At 36.2% G+C, this 20708-nt stretch carries 20 protein-coding genes, 1 pseudogene and 1 riboswitch; of the genes and pseudogenes, 11 read left to right on the plus strand and 10 right to left on the minus strand.

The annotated features are described in order from the left end of the window. Nucleotides 1–27: 27 nt before the first annotated feature. The gene (locus U860_RS0129270) at nt 28–267 is read right to left on the minus strand and encodes a helix-turn-helix domain-containing protein (RefSeq protein WP_029953170.1); all 240 of its coding nucleotides are present in this window, start codon (nt 265–267) and stop codon (nt 28–30) included. Between the two features lie 187 nt (nt 268–454). On the opposite strand from U860_RS0129270, the gene U860_RS0129275 reads away from it, so the two are divergent. Next, the gene (locus U860_RS0129275; RefSeq protein WP_025151266.1) at nt 455–823 is read left to right on the plus strand and encodes a hypothetical protein; all 369 of its coding nucleotides are present in this window, start codon (nt 455–457) and stop codon (nt 821–823) included. A 232-nt stretch (nt 824–1055) separates the two neighbouring features. On the opposite strand, the gene U860_RS0129280 is transcribed toward U860_RS0129275, so the two are convergent. Further along, on the minus strand, nt 1056–2105 hold the full coding sequence (locus U860_RS0129280) for an NAD(P)/FAD-dependent oxidoreductase (protein ID WP_025151267.1): 1050 nt from the start codon (nt 2103–2105) through the stop codon (nt 1056–1058). Between the two features lie 321 nt (nt 2106–2426). Here U860_RS0129280 and U860_RS0129285 point away from each other — a divergent pair, with 321 nt between their 5' ends. The 3 genes from U860_RS0129285 to U860_RS0129295 are packed head-to-tail and all read left to right on the plus strand — an operon-like array spanning nt 2427 to nt 5440. Then, nucleotides 2427–3344, plus strand: a complete 918-nt coding sequence (locus tag U860_RS0129285) for an iron-hydroxamate ABC transporter substrate-binding protein (protein WP_025151268.1) — start codon at nt 2427–2429, stop codon at nt 3342–3344. A gap of 48 nt (nt 3345–3392) precedes the next feature. Beyond that, nucleotides 3393–4433: an iron ABC transporter permease gene (locus U860_RS0129290; protein WP_025151269.1), complete on the plus strand. Its 1041-nt coding sequence runs from the start codon at nt 3393–3395 to the stop codon at nt 4431–4433. Further along, nucleotides 4433–5440 (plus strand): iron ABC transporter permease, encoded by a 1008-nt coding sequence (locus tag U860_RS0129295; protein WP_025151270.1) that lies wholly within the window; start codon nt 4433–4435, stop codon nt 5438–5440. Before U860_RS0129290 ends, U860_RS0129295 begins: the two co-directional genes overlap by 1 nt. 45 nt (nt 5441–5485) lie before the next feature. On the opposite strand, the pseudogene U860_RS34600 reads toward U860_RS0129295, so the two are convergent. After that, a pseudogene (locus U860_RS34600) lies at nt 5486–5626 on the minus strand (fuculose phosphate aldolase); the annotation flags it as partial. 422 nt (nt 5627–6048) lie between these two features. Here U860_RS34600 and ahpC point away from each other — a divergent pair. After that, a complete protein-coding gene (gene ahpC, locus U860_RS0129300) occupies nt 6049–6612 on the plus strand; it encodes an alkyl hydroperoxide reductase subunit C (RefSeq protein WP_000924421.1) in 564 nt (187 codons plus the stop codon). Between the two features lie 14 nt (nt 6613–6626). Beyond that, nucleotides 6627–8153, plus strand: a complete 1527-nt coding sequence (gene ahpF, locus U860_RS0129305) for an alkyl hydroperoxide reductase subunit F (RefSeq protein ID WP_025151271.1) — start codon at nt 6627–6629, stop codon at nt 8151–8153. Nucleotides 8154–8189: 36 nt separating this feature from the next. Here the strand turns inward: ahpF and U860_RS0129310 are convergent, their stop codons facing one another. Then, nucleotides 8190–8798, minus strand: a complete 609-nt coding sequence (locus tag U860_RS0129310) for a class I SAM-dependent methyltransferase (protein WP_025151272.1) — start codon at nt 8796–8798, stop codon at nt 8190–8192. Nucleotides 8799–8914: 116 nt separating this feature from the next. Next, complete coding sequence (locus U860_RS0129315; protein WP_025151273.1) at nt 8915–10030, minus strand: M20 peptidase aminoacylase family protein; 1116 nt, start codon at nt 10028–10030, stop codon at nt 8915–8917. Nucleotides 10031–10275: 245 nt separating this feature from the next. Between U860_RS0129315 and U860_RS0129320 the strand changes: the two genes are divergently transcribed. Together U860_RS0129320 and U860_RS0129325 are read left to right on the plus strand one after the other, a co-directional pair. Further along, nucleotides 10276–11385 (plus strand): dipeptide epimerase, encoded by a 1110-nt coding sequence (locus tag U860_RS0129320; protein WP_025151274.1) that lies wholly within the window; start codon nt 10276–10278, stop codon nt 11383–11385. A gap of 14 nt (nt 11386–11399) precedes the next feature. Then, the gene (locus tag U860_RS0129325) at nt 11400–12095 is read left to right on the plus strand and encodes a hypothetical protein (protein ID WP_025151275.1); all 696 of its coding nucleotides are present in this window, start codon (nt 11400–11402) and stop codon (nt 12093–12095) included. Between the two features lie 81 nt (nt 12096–12176). Here U860_RS0129325 and U860_RS0129330 read toward each other — a convergent pair whose 3' ends face one another. The 4 genes from U860_RS0129330 to rlmD all read right to left on the minus strand — a co-directional run bounded on the left by U860_RS0129330 (nt 12177) and on the right by rlmD (nt 16695). Then, nucleotides 12177–12884 carry a SprT family zinc-dependent metalloprotease gene (locus tag U860_RS0129330; protein ID WP_025151276.1) on the minus strand — a complete coding sequence of 236 codons (708 nt, stop codon included), beginning with the start codon at nt 12882–12884 and terminating at the stop codon, nt 12177–12179. Nucleotides 12885–12990: 106 nt separating this feature from the next. Beyond that, nucleotides 12991–13509 carry a DUF1456 family protein gene (locus tag U860_RS0129335; protein ID WP_025151277.1) on the minus strand — a complete coding sequence of 173 codons (519 nt, stop codon included), beginning with the start codon at nt 13507–13509 and terminating at the stop codon, nt 12991–12993. A 465-nt stretch (nt 13510–13974) separates the two neighbouring features. After that, complete coding sequence (locus U860_RS0129340) at nt 13975–14964, minus strand: tRNA-dihydrouridine synthase (RefSeq protein WP_025151278.1); 990 nt, start codon at nt 14962–14964, stop codon at nt 13975–13977. A 354-nt stretch (nt 14965–15318) separates the two neighbouring features. After that, entirely contained in the window at nt 15319–16695 is a 1377-nt protein-coding gene (gene rlmD, locus U860_RS0129345; protein ID WP_025151279.1) for a 23S rRNA (uracil(1939)-C(5))-methyltransferase RlmD, read from the minus strand. A gap of 121 nt (nt 16696–16816) precedes the next feature. Continuing rightward, nucleotides 16817–16918, plus strand: a riboswitch (purine riboswitch). Nucleotides 16919–17118: 200 nt separating this feature from the next. Here rlmD and U860_RS0129350 point away from each other — a divergent pair. Further along, complete coding sequence (locus U860_RS0129350; RefSeq protein WP_025151280.1) at nt 17119–18315, plus strand: nucleoside transporter C-terminal domain-containing protein; 1197 nt, start codon at nt 17119–17121, stop codon at nt 18313–18315. Nucleotides 18316–18362: 47 nt separating this feature from the next. Here the strand turns inward: U860_RS0129350 and U860_RS0129355 are convergent, their stop codons facing one another. Then, nucleotides 18363–19067, minus strand: coding sequence for a hypothetical protein (locus tag U860_RS0129355; RefSeq protein WP_025151281.1), 705 nt, complete (start codon nt 19065–19067; stop codon nt 18363–18365). Between the two features lie 217 nt (nt 19068–19284). Between U860_RS0129355 and U860_RS36135 the strand changes: the two genes are divergently transcribed. Together U860_RS36135 and U860_RS0129365 are read left to right on the plus strand one after the other, a co-directional pair. Then, on the plus strand, nt 19285–19458 hold the full coding sequence (locus U860_RS36135; RefSeq protein WP_205206378.1) for a hypothetical protein: 174 nt from the start codon (nt 19285–19287) through the stop codon (nt 19456–19458). A 148-nt stretch (nt 19459–19606) separates the two neighbouring features. Beyond that, the gene (locus tag U860_RS0129365; RefSeq protein ID WP_025151282.1) at nt 19607–20689 is read left to right on the plus strand and encodes a polysaccharide deacetylase family protein; all 1083 of its coding nucleotides are present in this window, start codon (nt 19607–19609) and stop codon (nt 20687–20689) included. The last annotated feature ends 19 nt before the right edge of the window (nt 20690–20708 follow it).

Raw genomic sequence — 20708 nt, forward strand, 5'->3', positions numbered from 1 at the left:
ATCTTAATACGGGATCTTTTCATAAATTTAATCTTCGTCTTTAACATCCATATCTTCCGGAATTGGCTCGTTTAATATTTCTTCCACTAACTGTTTATATTTCTCCATTTGTTCTAAATGTGTATTAAATTGTTCTTTATTTAATAAATATTGCTCTCCATCGAACAACGCACGAATTTTCTTTTGCTGAATTAAATCTTCAACATACGATTTTGGTAAATTCAAATACTCTGCGGCCTCTTCTATCGTTATATACAATGTGTTCATTCCTTTATTGTTTTTTCATATATATACTGTACCTTACTTTACTTTATTTTTGTAAACAAATAAAAAAGATTTTGTAAATGCAAATTAAAAAGCAGGTAGATGCATTCCATATATTGTATAATAATATAGTAAGTATTTTTTTAAATATAGAATGGTATTACCCATTTACACAAAGGAGAGTTAACATATGGCTACTCGTCACATCATTACAATGTTAGAAAAAACATTACGAGTTGAAACAGAAAACACAATTTCTCATCTATCTAAGTCTTTATCCGATCGCATTCTTTCTCAAAGTGCAGCAGCACATGAAAGCAATTGTTACCATACGATTGGTGAATGGTACAAAAATCATTTCTTATTCCAACAAGATGATTTCCTTTGGGCTAAATACGCTTTCTATGATGCATATTGTGAGGCTATAAAAGAACAAGGTCATCTTACAAAACGCGTTCGTCAAATATTGGAATCGTTAGCTCGGAAACATGGAAAACAATATATTTCTTCCATACAAAATATGCCATTCCCAAACGAACAAGCAAAAGGAACAGCATAATTTGACGTTGACCAACACAAATCAAGCATAGATTCATTGTTTTCAAGAAAGATTTACAAATAAAATGTTCAAGTCTTTGTATTCCCTTTTTGGAGAAATACATTCATATGACATGAACTAATGAAACCGGTGTCATGATAATGAATGAAAATATAGTAAACAGGAAAACCCCCATTTACACCTCTCATTCATAGAAATAGAGATGTAAATGGGGGTATACTTGGTTCCTTTCTTATTTCATCATCTGCTTAATCAATTCTCGATTTCTCTTCTTAAATACTTCATTATGCGAAGAAACCATTCCGTACTCACTTGCATCTGGTTGAATAAATTGTTTCGCTTTATTCACAGCATTTCCAGCATCTTGGAATGCTCCTGCTATTAAATGTAATTTTCCTTCATGCTTTAGAATATCTCCAGCAGCATATAATCCATCTACCGAGGACTCACTATTTGCATTCCCTGCAATAAAATAATTATCCACAATTGCAACATCTAGCTCACTATTTTCTAATAATGTAATGTCACGTTCATATCCATGATTAATAATAACTTCATCAACAGATAAATGAGAAACCTCTCCAGTTTCATGATTCGTTAATTCTACATACTCAATCGCCTCATGACTATCGCTAGCAATTAATTTTGTAATTGATGTATTAAAGAAACATTCTGCTGAACTGTTCATAAGTTGTTTTACTTGTGCTTCATGGCCAGATAATGATTCTTTTCTATATGTTAAATAAACTTTTTTTGCAATTGGTTCTAATTCATTCGCCCAATCAATTGCAGAGTTCCCCCCGCCTGAAATAATTACCGTTTTATCTTTGAAACGCTTTAAAGATTTAACTGTATAATTTAAATTTGAGACTTCGAATCTCTCAGCACCTTCAATTGATAACTTTTGTGGATTCAATATACCACTTCCAGTTGCGACGATTACTGTTTTTGAAAAATGTTCTTTTCCAGTACTTGTTTTTAACGTAAAAATGCCATCCTGATTACGAATAATCGATTCTATTTTTGTATTCAATACAACTTCTGGTTGGAATGTTAATCCTTGTTGTACAAGTTGCTCAATTAATTTCTCACCAGTAACTGGTAACAATCCGCCAATATCCCAAATCATTTTTTCTGGATAAACATGTATTTTACCACCTAACTGTGGTTGAAATTCTATTATTTTCGTTTTCATCTCTCTTAGTCCACTATAAAAAGCTGAATAAAGCCCCGCAGGTCCTCCGCCTATCACGGTTACATCAAACAATTCTTCTCGATTCATTCATGCCCACTCCTCAGCTACTAATCATTGATTATCATTCTCAATAAAATATAACTTGTTTTTATGAATTTTACAATCAAAATTACTATTGACAATACATCTATATAAAATTATATTATTTAAAGAATCAATAGTGATAATCATTATCAATTTGTTAATTATTAGCAAGTTGTAGATTGCATCTTCTTTCATTAATTATGGTGAACACTCTATAGTGAAATCTCAAATTCAAGATTGTTAATAAGAATTTTGTATTACCACCAGCTTTTCAAAAAATCAAAGTTAAACAAATTATTATGTATTATCAAAAGGAGCAAGACGATGAAAAAATTATTCATTTCACTAACAGTTCTGTTCGTCCTTGTTATGAGTGCTTGTAGCAACGGCTCAACAGACAAGAAAAACGACGCACAAGGTAAGAAGTCAGAAACAATTACATACCAATCTGAAAATGGTAAAGTGGAAGTTCCAGCAAATCCACAACGTGTTGTTGTCCTATCATCATTCGCTGGTAACGTAATGTCATTAGGTGTAAATCTTGTTGGGGTAGATTCATGGTCTAAACAAAACCCTCGCTTTGATAGCAAACTTAAAAACGTTGCTGAAGTATCAGATGAGAATATTGAAAAGATCGCAGAATTAAATCCAGACTTAATCATTGGTTTATCAAATATTAAAAATGTCGATAAGTTAAAGAAAATCGCTCCTACTGTAACATTTACATATGGAAAAGTTGATTACTTAACACAACATTTAGAAATCGGTAAGTTATTAAACAAAGAAAAAGAAGCAAAAACTTGGGTTGATGATTTCAAGAAGCGCGCACAAACGGCTGGAAAAGAAATTAAAGCGAAGATCGGTGAAGATGCAACCGTTTCTGTTGTTGAAAACTTCAACAAACAGCTTTATGTATATGGCGATAACTGGGGCCGTGGAACAGAAATTCTTTACCAAGAAATGAAATTAAAAATGCCTGAAAAAGTAAAAGAAAAGGCATTAAAAGAAGGTTACTACGCATTATCTACTGAGGTATTACCTGAGTTTGCTGGTGATTACTTAATCGTAAGTAAAAACAAAGATACTGATAACTCATTCCAAGAGACAGAATCATACAAAAACATTCCAGCAGTAAAAAATAATCGTGTATTTGAAGCAAACATGATGGAATTCTATTTTAATGATCCACTTACATTAGACTTCCAATTAGATTTCTTCAAGAAAAACTTTCTTGGTCAATAATACAACAATGAGGAATTCTTAATTTAAGAATTCCTCTTCCTTTATTCTATGAAAAGAAAAGGTGTGAAATTGATGACAAAAGAGCAAGACAATCTACGTTCCACCGCTTTTACGTACAAATTAATTTTGAGCGTTATTGCGTTCTTTCTTATTTTTATGGTGGCAATGGTATTCGGTGCTGCAGATACTTCTATAAAAGATGTATGGTTAGCACTCACCTCCTCTGCTAAAGGCGACAAGTTATCTATTCTTCGTGAAATACGTTTACCACGTGAAGTTGCTGCTATTTTTGTAGGAGCTGGACTTGCTGTTTCTGGTGCAATTATGCAAGGCTTAACGCGAAATCCTCTTGCTGATCCTGGATTACTCGGCCTAACTGGTGGTGCAAATGCTGCGCTTGCACTCACACTCGCTTTCAATCCTTCCATTAGCTATCTTTACTTAACGCTAGCTTGCTTTATCGGTGCTGCAATTGGCGCTATTATGGTATTTGGGATTGGCATGGTGAAAAAGGGCGGACTTTCTCCCCTTCGAATTGTATTAGCTGGTGCTGCTGTTTCAGCATTCCTAATCGCCATTTCAGAAGGTATTGGCATTTACTTTAAAATTTCACAAGATGTATCACTTTGGACGGCTGGGGGCGTAATTGGAACGACTTGGAGCCAATTAAAAATTATTATTCCGGTTATTTCGCTAAGTATCTTTATCGCTATTTTACTTGCAAAGAAATTGACAGTCCTTAGTTTCAGTGAAGAAGTTGCCATTGGACTCGGTCAAAAAATTATCGTCATTAAAACGATTTTATTTATCATTATTATCTTGCTTGCTGGTGCTTCTGTAGCGCTTGTCGGGAATATGGCATTTATCGGCTTAATGATACCTCATATGGTTCGTCCAATCGTTGGGCCAGACTACCGTTTTGTCATACCGATGTCAGCAATCGCTGGTGCTTCCTTTATGCTACTCGCAGATACAATTGGGCGTACAATTAACGCTCCGTACGAAACACCAGTTGCTGCAATTGTCGCTATTGTAGGATTACCAGTCTTCCTATTTATTGTTCGTAAAGGGGGAAGAACGTTCTCATGATGCAACAATCTATTATAAAGAAACAACGTCTTATCATACTTGCATTACTTATACTTACTATCACAACCATTGTGATCGGAATGGGACTCGGCTCTGCCTCTCTCTCCTATGACAGATTAATCCCAACACTTATGGGACAAGGTACATTTAAAGAGGAATTCGTTTTATATTCTTTAAGACTACCTAGAATCGTCATTACATTATTAGCTGGTATGGCACTCGCTTTATCAGGTGCTATATTACAAGGTATTACTCGAAACGATTTAGCCGAACCCGGTATTCTTGGAATCAACTCTGGTGCTGGTGTTGCAGTTGCAGTTTTCTTCTTATACTTCCCGATAGATGTAGGTTCATTTCTTTACCTACTACCAGTCGTTGGATTTATCGGGGCTTTTCTGACAGCTTGTCTCATTTACGTATTTTCATACAGTAAAACAGAAGGACTTCAGCCAATACGATTAACATTAACAGGTATCGGTTTTGCCTTTGCACTATCCGGAACAATGATTGTACTAATCTCATCAGCAGATCGTATGAAAGTAGACTTTATTTCAAAATGGATTGCCGGAAACATTTGGGGAGATGACTGGACATTTGTTTTAGCAATGCTTCCATGGCTAATCGTATTAATCCCATTTGTCTTCTATAAAGCAAACCGATTAAACATCCTTGCATTAAACGAACCAGTAGCAATTGGAGTCGGTATCGAAATTGAAAAAGAACGAAGATACTTATTAATTGCAGCCGTTGCGCTTGCTGCCGCAGCCGTTTCCGTAACAGGAGGAATTAGCTTTATCGGACTTATGGCTCCTCACATCGCCAAATCTTTAGTAGGCCCAAGACATCAAATATTCATCCCTATCGCCGTTTTAATCGGCGGATGGTTATTGCTACTAGCGGACACAATTGGACGAAATATTGTCGAACCTAGCGGTATTCCAGCAGGTATTGTCGTTGCTTTAATTGGTGCACCTTACTTTATGTATTTGTTGTTGAAGAAAGCGTAAAAAACCCCCTCAAGATTTTTTCTTTGAGGGGGTTTTCATTTCATTCTACTGCTGCCCATCCCCTTCAAACTTCTTCGCCAAACTTTCCATCTCGTCTTCTGGCAATAACTTCGGTTCCCCGACACTTTTCGTTTGATAATAAATTTGAGCTCAAAACTCGATTTCTTCTGCAACAGTAAATGCCATGATGACAAAAATTGTTCAAAAAGATTCCGATACATTTTGTTTTATTTATTGCAAAATTCTTTGTACAATAATATAAGAAGTTACTTTTCAAATACAAAATCTACTAAGAACTCTTTCCACGAATAAATTTAATTATCATCTTTATATTTCAATCTTAAATTAAAACACCCTTTCACCTATGACTATATTCACTCATTTAAAACTAAATTTTCTACTCTATCACTGCTAAACTACTTCATAATCTTAATTGAGAATAAATATTAATTAAAATTACAATAAAGTGCTACATTCTCCTTGACAAAATAACCACTTCTATATGATAATTAATATTGAATTAGAATTATTATAGTTAATTAAAAAATATATTTTATGAGCAAACTAATTTCCGATGCTCAAAACCAACATTTAGGAGGAATTTTAATATGTTATTAATCGGCACAGAAGTAAAACCGTTTAAAGCTAATGCTTACCATAATGGAGAATTTATCCAAGTTACTGATGAAAGTTTAAAAGGAAAATGGAGCGTAGTTTGTTTCTACCCTGCAGACTTCACATTCGTTTGTCCAACTGAACTTGAAGACTTACAAAACCAATATGCAACACTTAAAGAACTAGGCGTTGAAGTATACTCTGTATCTACAGACACTCACTTCACACATAAAGCATGGCATGATAGCTCAGAAACTATCGGCAAAATCGAATACATTATGATTGGTGACCCAACTCGCACAATCACTAGCAACTTCAACGTTTTAATGGAAGAAGAAGGTCTTGCTGCTCGTGGTACATTCATCATCGATCCAGACGGCGTTATCCAATCTATGGAAATCAACGCTGACGGTATCGGCCGTGACGCAAGCATTCTTGTTAACAAAATTAAAGCAGCTCAATACGTACGTAACAACCCAGGTGAAGTTTGCCCAGCTAAATGGCAAGAGGGTTCTGCAACACTTAAACCAAGCCTTGACCTTGTAGGCAAAATCTAAGGAGTTCGATCAAAATGATACTAGATGCAGATATAAAAACACAACTATCCCAATACCTTCAATTAATGGAGAATGACATTTTACTTAAAGTTAGCGCAGGGGACGATAACGTATCTAAAGATATGTTATCTCTAGTAGATGAATTAGCTACTATGTCATCTAAGATTACAGTAGAAAAAGTTGAACTAGAGAGAACACCAAGCTTTAGCGTAAATCGCCCTGGTGAAGACACTGGTGTAGTATTCGCTGGTATTCCATTAGGACACGAATTCACTTCATTAGTGTTAGCTTTACTACAAGTGAGTGGACGCGCTCCAAAAGTTGAACAAAAATTAATTGATCAAATAAAAAACATTCAAGGCGAATATCATTTTGAATCTTATATCAGCCTAAGTTGTCACAACTGTCCTGATGTTGTACAAGCTCTTAACGTAATGAGCGTTCTAAACTCTGGTATTACACATACTATGATTGACGGCGCTGCATTCAAAGAGGAAGTAGAAAGTAAAGACATCATGGCAGTACCAACTGTTTACCTAAACGGTGAGTCTTTCGGAAGTGGTCGTATGACACTTGAAGAAATTCTAGCTAAAATGGGTAACGGTCCAGATGCATCAGAGCTTTCTGATAAAGATCCGTACGATGTTCTTGTTGTTGGTGGCGGCCCAGCTGGTGCAAGTGCAGCAATTTATGCAGCACGTAAAGGCATCCGCACTGGTATCGTTGCTGAGCGCTTCGGTGGTCAAGTAATGGATACTATGGGTATTGAGAACTTCATCAGCGTAAAACGCACTGAAGGTCCTAAGCTAGTAGCAAGCCTTGAAGAGCACGTAAAAGAGTACGACATCGATGTAATGAATCTACAACGTGCGAAACGTTTAGAGAAAAAAGAACTTATTGAAGTGGAACTTGAAAACGGCGCTATTCTGAAAAGTAAGAGCGTAATCGTTTCAACAGGTGCTCGCTGGCGTAACGTTGGCGTACCAGGTGAAGCTGAGTTCAAAAACAAAGGTGTAGCATACTGCCCACACTGTGACGGTCCATTATTCATCGGAAAAGATGTAGCGGTTATTGGCGGAGGTAACTCTGGTATTGAAGCAGCTATCGACTTAGCAGGTATTGTTAAGCATGTAACTGTTCTTGAATTCATGCCAGAATTAAAAGCTGATGCTGTATTACAAGAGCGTCTTAACAGCCTACCTAACGTAACTGTTCTGAAAAACGTTCAAACGAAAGAAATTACTGGTACTGACAAAGTAAACGGTATTTCTTACATCGATCGTGAAACTGAAGAAGTTCACCATGTTGAATTACAAGGTGTATTCGTTCAAATCGGTCTTGTGCCAAACACAGACTGGTTAGGCGAAACAGTTGAACGTGTTCGCGGTGAAATCGTAACAGACAAGCACGGCGCTACAAACGTACCAGGAGTGTTTGCTGCAGGTGACTGTACAAATAATCCATACAAACAAATTATCATCTCTATGGGTTCAGGAGCGAATGCAGCTTTAGGTGCATTTGATTACTTAATCCGTAACTAATTATAAAAAAAGCAGGTGCCTTGGCACCTGCTTTTTTTATAATCCTAATGTATAAACTAAAAATCTCTCATTCCCATTCTTCTCATAAGCTCCCGGCAACCTAATTTCTTTCTTCAGTTCAAACGCAGTCTGATTTTCTAAGAAGAAAATATAATCCTCCGAAGAATAGTATAAAATAATATCCACTTCTCTCTCTGCTTCTTCTACCGAACGTAAGATATTATTTACTACATTCATAAACACTTGTACTGAAAATGGATTAAAGAAATAAAACCGATTATCACGCGGATCAATCTCATATTCCTGTGCTAAACAACATTCAAATTGGATTTTATCTTTACTGTTTCTTACCTTCTTTGCATAACGCTCAAGGTTCTCCATCGCTTCTTTATAAAATTCTTCATTCATTTCAATTCCAACAGCTGAAGCACCGCACTTATGATGCATGTAAAAATTCAATCTCCCTTTTCCACATCCGAAGTCTACAATTCGATCGCAACTTTTAATCTCGTATTGATTCAACAGTTCCTCTAATCCACTATATGGTGTCGGTTCATAACGGTGGTAATGTAAAGATTTATTAAAACCTTTTTGCTCTCCGACAGTTTTTATATTTAATACAGCGTCGTAATATTGTTCGTTCATTTGTTTTCTCCTACTAAGAAATTATATTTACTATTATACACCACAGAAAAAGCCTGATTTTTCATCAGGCTTTCAGCAATTGAAATATATCGACTTATCGACAAAACAGGAACTTTCTAGCCCCTGTTTTCTAATACTTTCAACACAGATTGCTTTAATATCTCTACTCCATCCATGATACAGCTATGATCAAACTTCATATATGGATGGTGTAATCCCGGTTGTAGATTTGCCCCTAGTCCAAGCATAACTGCTTTTAAATGCGGTCTTTTCACTGTATAGTAATGGAAATCATCGCTTCCGGTCGTATACAGAGGTCCCGTACATCCCTCTTCCCCATATACTTCAAGAATACCTTTACGCATAAGGCGCTCCGCTTCTTCTGATACTTCTGCTCCTGGCGCAAGGTCAATCCACTCATAAGAAATTTTGGATCCCATTGATTCAGTAGACGTAATTACGTGCTCAATTTTTTGTTTCAACTCATCTAGTAATATATTATTTTCTGCCCTTACATCTAAACTAAAATGACCGTTTCCTGGAATGATATTTAAATTATCACCACCAGCTTGGCATCTCGTCATCTTAACAGAATGCGATGTTTGCGGTGGTAACCATATATTTTTCAATCCAATATTGATCATCGAAATAACGTCAATTGCGTTTATACCTTGATGTGGTCTCGCCCCATGGGCATCCTCTCCATGAATCGTACCTTCTAAAAAACCTGCTGCTCCGTGACGAATAGATGGTGCCGCTTGTTTCAAAGGCAATTCCTCAATCGGTCGTAAATGAACACCAAATAGGAAATCAGCATCATCCACAGCACCTTTCTCTACCATCTTTAAAGCACCATTTCCTTTTTCTTCAGCCGGCTGAAAAATAAATCTAACCGTACCGCTATCCCATCTCATATTTTTCAATTGTAAAATAAGACCCATCACAATCGTCATATGAGCATCGTGACCACACGAATGGTTCGCTTTGAACTCTCCGTCCACCTCTTGCCAGAGTGCATCCATATCAGCACGAACCGCGATAACTGGATGACCGCTTCCGATTTCAGCGATTATGCCTGGACAATCGTCAAATGTTTTATATGAAATTCCTTCTTCTTTTAAAAAGTTAGTAATATAAGCTGTCGTTTCATATTCCTTCCAACTCACTTCAGGGTTTTCATGTAAATGCTGAAAAATTTCCGTTAAACGCTCTTGTAGTTCTAATGTTTTCAACTTCCATTCTCCTTCCTAAATTCGAAGCAGTTTAATCATTCATAAAAAATCCCATTTTGAAGAATATATTGAACATTCACTCAAATGTCAAGAGATTGTCCCTACATTTCTTTTGAAATATAATAAGGTAATTAAGATCATAATTCAGAAAATTCTTTTTATGAATTATTCATCATTAGCTTCAGCCTCTTATTAATATATGTAACTTCAAATCTACGGATAATAAAAAGGACGGGAACTATACAATGAAAATTACAGCTATTCATTTTTACGCAATTCGTTTACCGCTTCGCAATCCATTTGTTATTAGTTATGGCTCTTACCCTGATATGCCTTCTATTATCGTCAAAATGGAAACAAATGAAGGTATTGTCGGTTACGGTGAAGGTGTTGCCGATGATCACGTTACAGGTGAATCATGGGAAAGCACTTTCCATGTTTTAAAACATACACTAGCTCCTGCTCTTATCGGGCAAAACCCAATGAATATCGAAAAAACACACGATATTATGAACAATACGATTTACGGTGTTCCTACTGCGAAAGCTGCTATTGATATTGCTTGTTTTGATATAACGGGTAAAAAATTAAACCAACCTGTATATCAATTAATTGGCGGACGATACCATGAAGAATTTCCTGTCACTCACGTCTTAAGTATCGCTCCCCCAGAAGATATGGCCGAAGAAGCGGCCTCTATGATTAAAAAAGGTTACCAATCTTTCAAAATGAAAGTCGGTACAAATGTACAAGAAGATGTAAAAAGAATTGAAGCTGTACGAGAACGTGTAGGAAATGATATCGCTATTCGCGTTGATGTAAACCAAGGGTGGAAAAATAGTGCGAACACATTAACAGCACTTCGTTCATTAGGACATTTAAACATCGACTGGATTGAACAACCTGTTATAGCGGATGATATTGACGCAATGGCTCATATTCGTTCTAAAACAGACCTTCCACTTATGATTGATGAAGGATTAAAAAGCTCTCGTGAAATGCGCCAAATTATTAAATTAGAAGCTGCTGATAAAGTGAATATAAAACTAATGAAATGCGGCGGCATATATCCAGCTGTAAAACTCGCTCATCAAGCTGAAATGGCCGGAATTGAATGCCAAGTTGGATCAATGGTCGAATCATCCATTGCCTCTTCCGCAGGATTCCATGTCGCTTTCTCAAAAAAAATCATTACTAGCGTCGAACTAACAGGACCATTAAAGTTCACGAAAGACATTGGGGACTTACATTACGACGTACCATTTATTCGCTTAAACGAAAAGCCAGGATTAGGCATTGAAATAAACGAAACTACATTACAAGAACTAACCGTCTTTCAAGACGTTGTACGCTAAAGGAGGACTAACGCATGACGGTTCTATACGAAGGAACATTAAAACAAAACAGCGAGCCATTTCACGTTACGTTATTAGCTCTAGAACATATCGAACAAATCTTATCACTACAAAACGTTGTAATTGAAGCATTAGAAGATAAAGGTCGTTTACAACCACTCTCGCTAGAAGAGTTTCAATACATTCTAGAAGGAAACGGCATGATGATCGGAGCCTTTATAGAAAAAGAGCTCATCGCATTTCGTGCCCTACTCTTCCCTCCTATTGACGATGAACATTTAGGACTTGATATCGGCCTATCAGAAAGCGAACTACACCGCGTTATCTATCAAGAAATCTCAAACGTTCACCCGAACTGTCGCGGAAATGGTATGCAAAAAATATTAGCGACAGTCATCATGGACGAGTTACAAAAAGAAGATAGCAAATACGATTACGTTTGCTGCACCGTTGCACCTTTTAACATTCCTAGTTTAAAAGATAAGTTTGCGCAAGGAATGGAGATTGCTGCATTGAAGGAGAAGTATGGCGGTAGTATGCGGTATGTTTTTGTGAAGGAGTTGCGTGGGAATAAAGAAAGCGATTGGACGGATGTTAAGAGTGTTCCGATGAGTGCCGCTAGTGAACAGCAGACGTTAATTTCAAAAGATTATCGTGGATACGCAATGGAAAAAATAGACAAAGATTTTGTTGTGAAGTTTGGGCGTTAATTTATATGCAAAAAGAAGAGGAAGCTGTTCCAAAAGGTCTTTTCAGACAGCTTCTTCTACTTTAAGCAATAATATGCACCACTAAACCGTCATCTTCCAACTAGATAACGCTAACCAATCTTCCATTTCTTTATAATCAGGCATTATCTTCCCGACAAGTCGCCAAAAAGAACGATCATGGTTTAAATGAACCATATGACACATTTCATGAACAACTACATAGTCAATTACCCGCTGTGGTGCCATTGCTAACTTCCAATTGAATGTTAACTGTAGATTTGAATCACAAGTCCCCCACGTACGACTACTATCTGTAATACGAATAGAACGAGGTTTCGTTTTAAAGTTACTTTGATGCGCTTTAATACTCTTCTCTACTAATGCTTTGCACTGCTTATAGTAAAATCTTTTTAAAGCTTGCTGGATTTTTTCATCCTTTAGCTCTTTCACATAAATATGTAGCTTATCCCCTTCAAAAACTGCATTGTCTTGCGTAATACTTGCATCTTGAGAGATCTGTATTGGATACGTATTTCCTAAATACAGAAAGCCCTCTCCTTGATCATAATCCTTTTCCTGTGGTCCAAGCGCTCGTTCCTGCATTTCCTTACGTGTTTTCTGAATCCAATCCCATTTCTCTTCTAACAATTGGACTAAGTATTCAACAGGCGTTCCTTTTGGAGCCTGCACTTCCACATTCCCGTACGAATCTACATAAAGACGCACGGACTTTTTCTTCTTATAAGTTATATGAAAATTAATTGTCTCACCTAAATATGTATGTACCATTTCATCACCTAACGTATTCGTTCATAATTATTTTTGCAAATAAAAAAGAGTAGGCTACGAACGTCCTACTCTATCTATTATATCATTTACTGCTTTAACAAACTTATTATCCTCTATACTTTACAGCTAGCCCCTTAATGAAATTCCTTGCGTATCTATCGCCGCACTCTTTGTAATTTTTATGGCCTTTCTTTCTTAATAAAGCGCCTAATTCTCCTTTTGTCACTTTAACGCCTACGCTATCTAATATATCCAGTACATCCTCACTCGTTAAAGATAGTGCTATTTTCATTTTCTTTAAAAGAAGATTATTGGCACTCTCATTGCTCTGTACAGGTGCCGGTTGTCCTGGTTTCGGATCTTGCTTTCCTCTTTTTAAAGTAATGAATCCATTTAAAAATGACTCTAACATCATCATATCGCATGTTAATACGTACTCATCTTCAACTACATCAGCGTTCTCAGCTTCATGTTGTGGACTTCTCTTTATTTTTGTAAGCATATCAACTACGTCTTCTTTCGTTACTTCCATGCCACCAAGTTTAAAGATTTCCACCATATCTATATCTTTTATATCCATAGCATATCTTACTCTTTTTAATATATCGTTGTTGCTCATTGCCATTGTTTTGCCTCCTGAAATGTTGATTATTTATACAGCTGTTAAAGTTTATCCTCTAACATGCTTTAAACTATCATGTTTAATATAACTCTTTAGTTATTGTCCGCTAAATTAATACTTTAACATTTTAAAGATAGGTTTTATAGTCTTACCCGAACTTTTCTCCATCATTGTATCTATTTTGTTGTATGCTTATAAAAAGATTTCACTCATAACATTAACTAAAAGAAAAAACAGTGCTTTGATTTCTCAAATACACTGTTCTTTTCCAGCTCTACACTTATTTTAAACTCAACCAAACCATACACTCCACATATGCAGAGCGTACATGGCAACACAAGGGTGCTGGCTGGTTTATTACATTCTTAAAGCCTTTTTCTTTCAGTTGCCGTTTGCAAAGGAACCAGCAACTAAATAAAATAAATACACATATATTGATACAATTCATTTCCCTCTAACTTTTGAGAGTTACACCGTTTCACTGTCCTCAGCCTCATCAACACTCGCCTCAAACTTATCAAGCAACGCACGCACTTCATCTGTTGATTTCGTACTCATCAATTGATTTCTTAGTTCAGCAGCTCCATGGAATCCTTTTACATAAATTTTGAAAAAGCGATGAAGCCCTGTGATTGAACGTGGTAGTACTTCTGCATATTGATCTTGAAGGTCAAGCTGTAGTCTTAAAAGATCAAGGTGTTCTTTACTGCTATGCTCTCTTGGCTCTTTTTCAAAAGCAAACGGATTTTTAAAGATACCTCGCCCAATCATAACGCCATCAATACCATATTTTTCAGCAAGTTCCATTCCAGTTTGACGGTCAGGAATGTCTCCGTTGATTGTTAGTAGCGTATTTGGTGCGATACGGTCACGTAATTTTTTAATTTCTGGAATTAGTTCCCAGTGCGCATCTACTTGGCTCATTTCTTCTCTTGTCCGTAAATGAATAGAAAGGTTCGCAATATCTTGTTTGAAAATATGCGTTAACCAATCCTCCCACTCGCTTAACTCTTTAAAGCCAAGTCGTGTTTTCACGCTGACAGGCAGTCCGCCCGCTTTTGCTGCTTGAATAAGTTCTGCCGCAACGTCTGGACGTAGAATAAGGCCACTACCTTTTCCTCTCGATGCCACATTCGGTACAGGACAGCCCATATTTATATCGATGCCTTTAAATCCTAACTCTGCCATGCCAATACTCATTTGACGGAAATATTCAGGATTATCCCCCCAAATATGTGCCACCATTGGCTGTTCATCTTCTGTAAAAATTAAACGGCCACGCACACTTTTCATACCTTCTGGATGGCAATAGCTATCCGAGTTTGTAAACTCTGTGAAAAATACATCCGGGCGACCCGCTTCACTTACTACGTGACGAAAAACAACATCTGTCACATCTTCCATTGGTGCAAGTACAAAAAATGGTCGTGGTAAATCACGCCAAAAATTATCTATCATTTCAAATTCAAATCCTCTCACTATGAATACAACTTCAAACTCTCAATTTAAAAATATAAAGCCAAATAACACCAGTACATTTGGACATTTATTATTTGTGAAAATCAGCAATATTTATTTTAACTAAAATCGTTGCTGAATGGTATTTTTATAAAGTGAAACTTTAATCAGTGGGGGTTTTCTTCATCCCCCACTGATTATTAGTTGAACCAATCGGGCTTTTACGGGCAGTTGATCCCCCACCTAACTTCTTTGCTTTCGCTGAATTTTGAGGTAGGGGTCTTACTACCCGCAAATAGCGGGATAAACCAAAAAGCAGATGGTATAGATTTTTCTATATCAACTGCTTTTCTATTATACCAACTTAAGCCAAGCCACACACTCTACATGAGTAGTATGCGGGAACATATCAACAGGTTGTACTTCCTGCGTTTTATATCCGCCTTCTTCTAATACTTTTAAGTCACGTGCTAATGTTGCTGGGTTACATGATACGTATACGACGCGTTTTGGCTTCATGTCGATGATTGTGTTTAGTAATGCTTCGTCACAGCCTTTACGCGGTGGGTCAACGACCATTGTGTCGGCGATTACGCCTTCTTTGTACCATTTTGGAATGACTACTTCTGCTTCTCCTACGCCGAATTCAGCGTTTGTCATATTGTTTAGTGCTGCGTTTCTGTTTGCGTCTTCGATTGCTTCTGGGACGATTTCAACGCCGTATACTTTTTTCGCTTTTTGCGCTAGGAATAAGGAGATTGATCCGATTCCGCAATATGCGTCGATTACTGTTTCGTTACCATCTAATTTTGCGTATTCTAACGTTTTATCGTATAGCACTTTCGTTTGTTCTGGGTTTACTTGATAGAATGAACGTGCTGAAATCGCAAATTTAATGTCACCGATAAAGTCATAAATATATTCTGATCCATACAATACTGTTGTTGTATCTCCGAAGATAACGTTTGTACGTTTCGTATTTACGTTTTGAACGATTGATTTTACTTCTGGGAATTTCGCTGCAATTTCTTCAATGATTGCTTTTTTATTTGGTAATTCCGCTGTACGTGTAATGAAGACAAGCATAATTTCCCCTGTTACTTGTCCGTAACGAGCCATTACGTGGCGAAGCGTTCCTTTGTTACGCTCTTCGTTGTACGCCGAGATACCGTGCTTTTCACAAATACGTTTTACTTCTTGAATGAGTGTATCGTTTTCTTCTGCCTGAATTAAGCATGATTCCATATTAATGATGTCATGCGTTCCTTGACGATAGAAACCAGCTACAAGTCCGCCTTCACGTTCTCCAATTGGTACTTGTGCTTTATTGCGGTATACCCACGGATTCTCCATGCCAAGTACAGGATGAACAGGAACATCACTTAGTCCACCGATGCGCTGCATAACGTCACGTACTTGTTTTTCTTTCGCTTTTAATTGTCCTTCATATGTTAAGTGCTGAAGCTGACAACCGCCGCACTGGTTGTATACTGGGCATTCTGCATCTTTACGATATGGGCTCTCTGTATGAAGCTTCATTAAACGACCGAATGCGAAGTTTTTCTTCACTTTAATAATTTTAATTTGCGCTTCCTCACCTGGTAATCCGTTTTTAACGAAAATAGGATATCCCTTCACTTTCGCAACACCGGCACCATCATGTGTTAAATCTTCAAACACTACATCTATAAACTCGTTTTTTTCAACTGGTGGCGTCATTTTTGTACTCATTTTCCGACCTCTCTTTTTCATAACACTGCGTTACATTTTATCATACTTATATGGTCTATTTCTATTGGAAGAAAAAAAGCTATTGACGATAGTTCTCTAGTAATGTTACGCTACTACTAATTTAATACGGACGATGTTACCTCATATATACTTGATAATATGGATCGAGAGTTTCTACCCGGCAACCTTAAATTGCTGGACTATGGGGAAAACTAATGAATATTGGCCTATGTATAAAAAGACTCATATTGATTAGCTTTCTCTCATAGATGAAAGTGAATCCATATGGGTCTTTTTTTATTTTTATTTTTCAAAAAGGTCAGACATCTTACGTATGACATAAAACCTCTTCATTTTATTTTTAGTAATATAACGAGCGTTTTATGTACAAACTTTATACGAACTTCTGAAAGGGGCAACTACATGCAATATGTAATGAGCATTATCGGCATTCTTGTCGTTTTAGGTTTATGTTTTGCTTTGTCAAACAACAAAAGTAAAATCAACTTCCGTGCAATTGCTATTATGATTGGTTTTCAAATTTTAATCGGTTGGTTTATGTTTGGCACAAAGATTGGTCAACAAATCATTATTTTCATTGGTAAAGTTTTCAACAAACTAATTAAACTTGGTACGACAGGTGTCGATTTTCTCTTTAATGGAATTCAAAGAGATTTTGTCTTTTTCTTAAACGTATTATTAATTATCGTATTTTTCTCAGCACTACTTTCTATCTTTAGTTATTTAGGTGTTTTACCATTCATCGTTCGCGTTGTCGGCGGTGCAATTTCAAAAATTACTGGTTTACCACGCGTTGAATCATTCCACGCAGTAAACTCTGTATTCTTCGGTTCAAGTGAAGCGTTAATCGTTATTAAAAACGATTTACAGCATTTTAATAAAAACCGTATGTTTATCATTTGTTGTTCTGCGATGAGCTCAGTTTCTGCTTCTGTTACAGCATCATACGTAATGATGTTAGATGCGAAATATGTACTAGCAGCTCTTCCGCTAAACTTGTTCTCAAGCTTAATCGTTTGTTCGTTATTAACACCAGTTGATACGAAAAAAGAAGATGAAGTAATTCAAAAATTTGATAGAACTCTATTCGGAGACAGCTTTATCGGTGCAATGATTAACGGTGCGCTCGACGGTTTAAAAGTAGCTGGTATCGTTGCCGCATTAATGATCGCCTTTATCGGTGTTATGGAAGTTGTAAACTACGTAATCAGCGCAGCTTCAGGTGCAATGGGACATGCTGTTACGTTACAACAAATCTTCGGTTATATACTTGCTCCATTCGCATTCTTAATGGGTATCCCAACTCACGATATTATCCCAGCTGGTGGTATTATGGGTACGAAGATTGTCTTAAATGAATTCGTAGCAATCCTTGATTTAAAAGGTGCTGCTGCAACATTATCTCCACGTACAGTTGGAATCGTTACCGTATTCTTAATTAGCTTCGCAAGTATTAGCCAAATTGGTGCAATCGTTGGTACAATCCGTGCCCTTTCTGAAAAACAAGGAAGCGTCGTATCTCAGTTTGGTTGGAAAATGCTATTTGCATCAACACTTGCTTCTATTTTATCTGCGACAATCGCTGGATTGTTTATTTAATAAAAAATCACCTTAGCTTAGACAGCAAGGTGATTTTTTCAATTTCTTTAAGAAACTGAGTGGAATTCTACTACTTCTTCTGTGTTTATAATTTTCTCTTTATATATACCTTTTATCGTTATGTATATAATAGATTTATTCGTATTAACTAATTTACCCACTGAAAATCGATAAATTAGACCATCCTTTTTTAAGACCCATTGCTTTCCATTCCAAGGGTTAATTAACTTTTGTCCATCTGATGCCTGTATCTCACCGTCATATTCACATTCCCCAAAAGCCGTCTTAATTACATTCTTCTCCGTATCAATACTTATGTCTTTAACTAATTTCAATTTTTCATCAGAACGAATCTGAATTTCATGACCTTTTTTCTTAAAAAAGATCTTCCCATCACTTGTGTTTACATACTTCGCCTTATTCATCTCATCTATCATAAAATCATATTCTTCTTTTGTAATCCCAAAGTTTTCATGATAAGGTAAATTTCCGTTTGGCATCATTTCTTCTACATATTTAAAATACCAATCTAAATTATTCGCAAGACTATTACGTGTTTTATTAGTAATCCTCTCTAATTTTTCTTTTACCTCATGAGGCAACTCTAATGTCATAATATCCGCCGTAACTTCCGCATTCATAAGATGCGGTGGAATATACTCTTCCACACTATTCGCCTTACTCACTTCACTTTGGCACCCTACTATGAATAGCAATATGAGAAGGATATATACTATTTTTTTATAATTCATTTCTGTTCCCCACTCCGTACATCATTCTTACTTAATTTTATAGCGGTTCTTATTATAGTCTAAAATCCTTATATTTTAATAAAAACCATTATATATATGCAAAATTGCATATTAACAAGCCTTCCCCTTACTTTAAAATTAGCTTAAAAAACTTTCCAAATTATACAAATCACAAGTGTTAAATGTTATAATTTGTAAAAATATATTGGAGGACTTTATGAAAATTCACGCCCTTGTCGATTTTTTACATTTACTAGTCTTGAGCATGAAAAGTTATTATGTATGGGGAATGCCTATCTATGTCTTCATTATTCCTCTTATTTTTGTAGTCGGTTATATTATTATCACTTCTAATAAGAAACGAAAGAATACATCTATTCAAAGTCACTAATCTATCGCTCTAATAGCTCCCCCTAAAAATCATATTCCCCTCATTTTCTTCAAATGATATGATGAACAAGGGTATATCCCCACCACTCTTATAGCGGTGGGGATTTTAATGTAAGCATGCAGCATACTACACAATAGAAGGTGATTTTATGAAAAAATACGCAGTAATTGCTTTATGTACGTCTGCCATTCTAGCAGGCTGTAACACGAATAATGCTAGCCAAGAACCTGCAAAAGAGAAAAAAGTACAAGAAGTAAAAAAACAAGAAGAGACTGTACAAACACAAGGTAAAATTTCTTATAATCCAATTACGCACGAATCTACAAACACAAATATTCATATTACAGATATAAAAGATGCTTTAACCGAAGTACAATATAAAATTTGGCGTACTGCTGATGGAAAAGAAAATACTAAATCTTTTTCTTCTAAAGAAAAGGAGAAACAATTCACTATTCCTTTTGATATAAAAGAATTTGAAGGAAAACGCGGTGAATATCAAATTGAAGCAATAGGGATAAAAGAGGATGGGAAAACTATTCCGCTTACAAAATCTACTATAACTTTCGAGCAAAAGGTTCCTGTTCTTATGTATCATGCAATTGATGATTACCACGGACAAGGCATTAAAGATTTATTCGTATCTCCAGCTAACTTTGAAGCACAAATGAAGTATTTAAAAGAAAACGGTTATACATTATTAACATTTGAACGCTGGGGCGATATAAATAAAGTAAACAAGCCGATCTTCGTTACATTTGATGACGGTATGAAAAATAATATGAATGCATTTCGCATTTTACAAAAACTAAAAGACGATACGTTTAAACCAGCGGCAACAGAATATATGATTGTTGATAACGTTGATGTAGAAGGCGCTCTTTCTACATCTGAAATAAAAGAAATGGTTGATTCCGGCATTTTCTCTGTACAATCTCACACAGCAACACACGCAGACTTGCCGAAAATTACAAACTATGAAGAAGAGTTAAAAGGATCAAAAGAAAAACTAGAAAAAATAACAGGTAAGCCTGTTATCGCAATTGCTTATCCATTCGGTCATGTAGACGATAAAGTTGTCGCAGAAACAAAAAAGTACTATCAATTTGCAACGACAACGAAGCCTGGACAATTCATTACAAAAGGTGAACCGGATGAGTTGTTAAAAATGAAACGCGTTCGTATACACCATACAACTACAGTTGAACAGCTTGCTTCTTCAATTAAATAAATGTGAGAGCTCAATACAT

It is taken from the genome of Bacillus sp. H1a (assembly GCF_000633475.1).
Taxonomy (GTDB): domain Bacteria; phylum Bacillota; class Bacilli; order Bacillales; family Bacillaceae_G; genus Bacillus_A; species Bacillus_A paramycoides.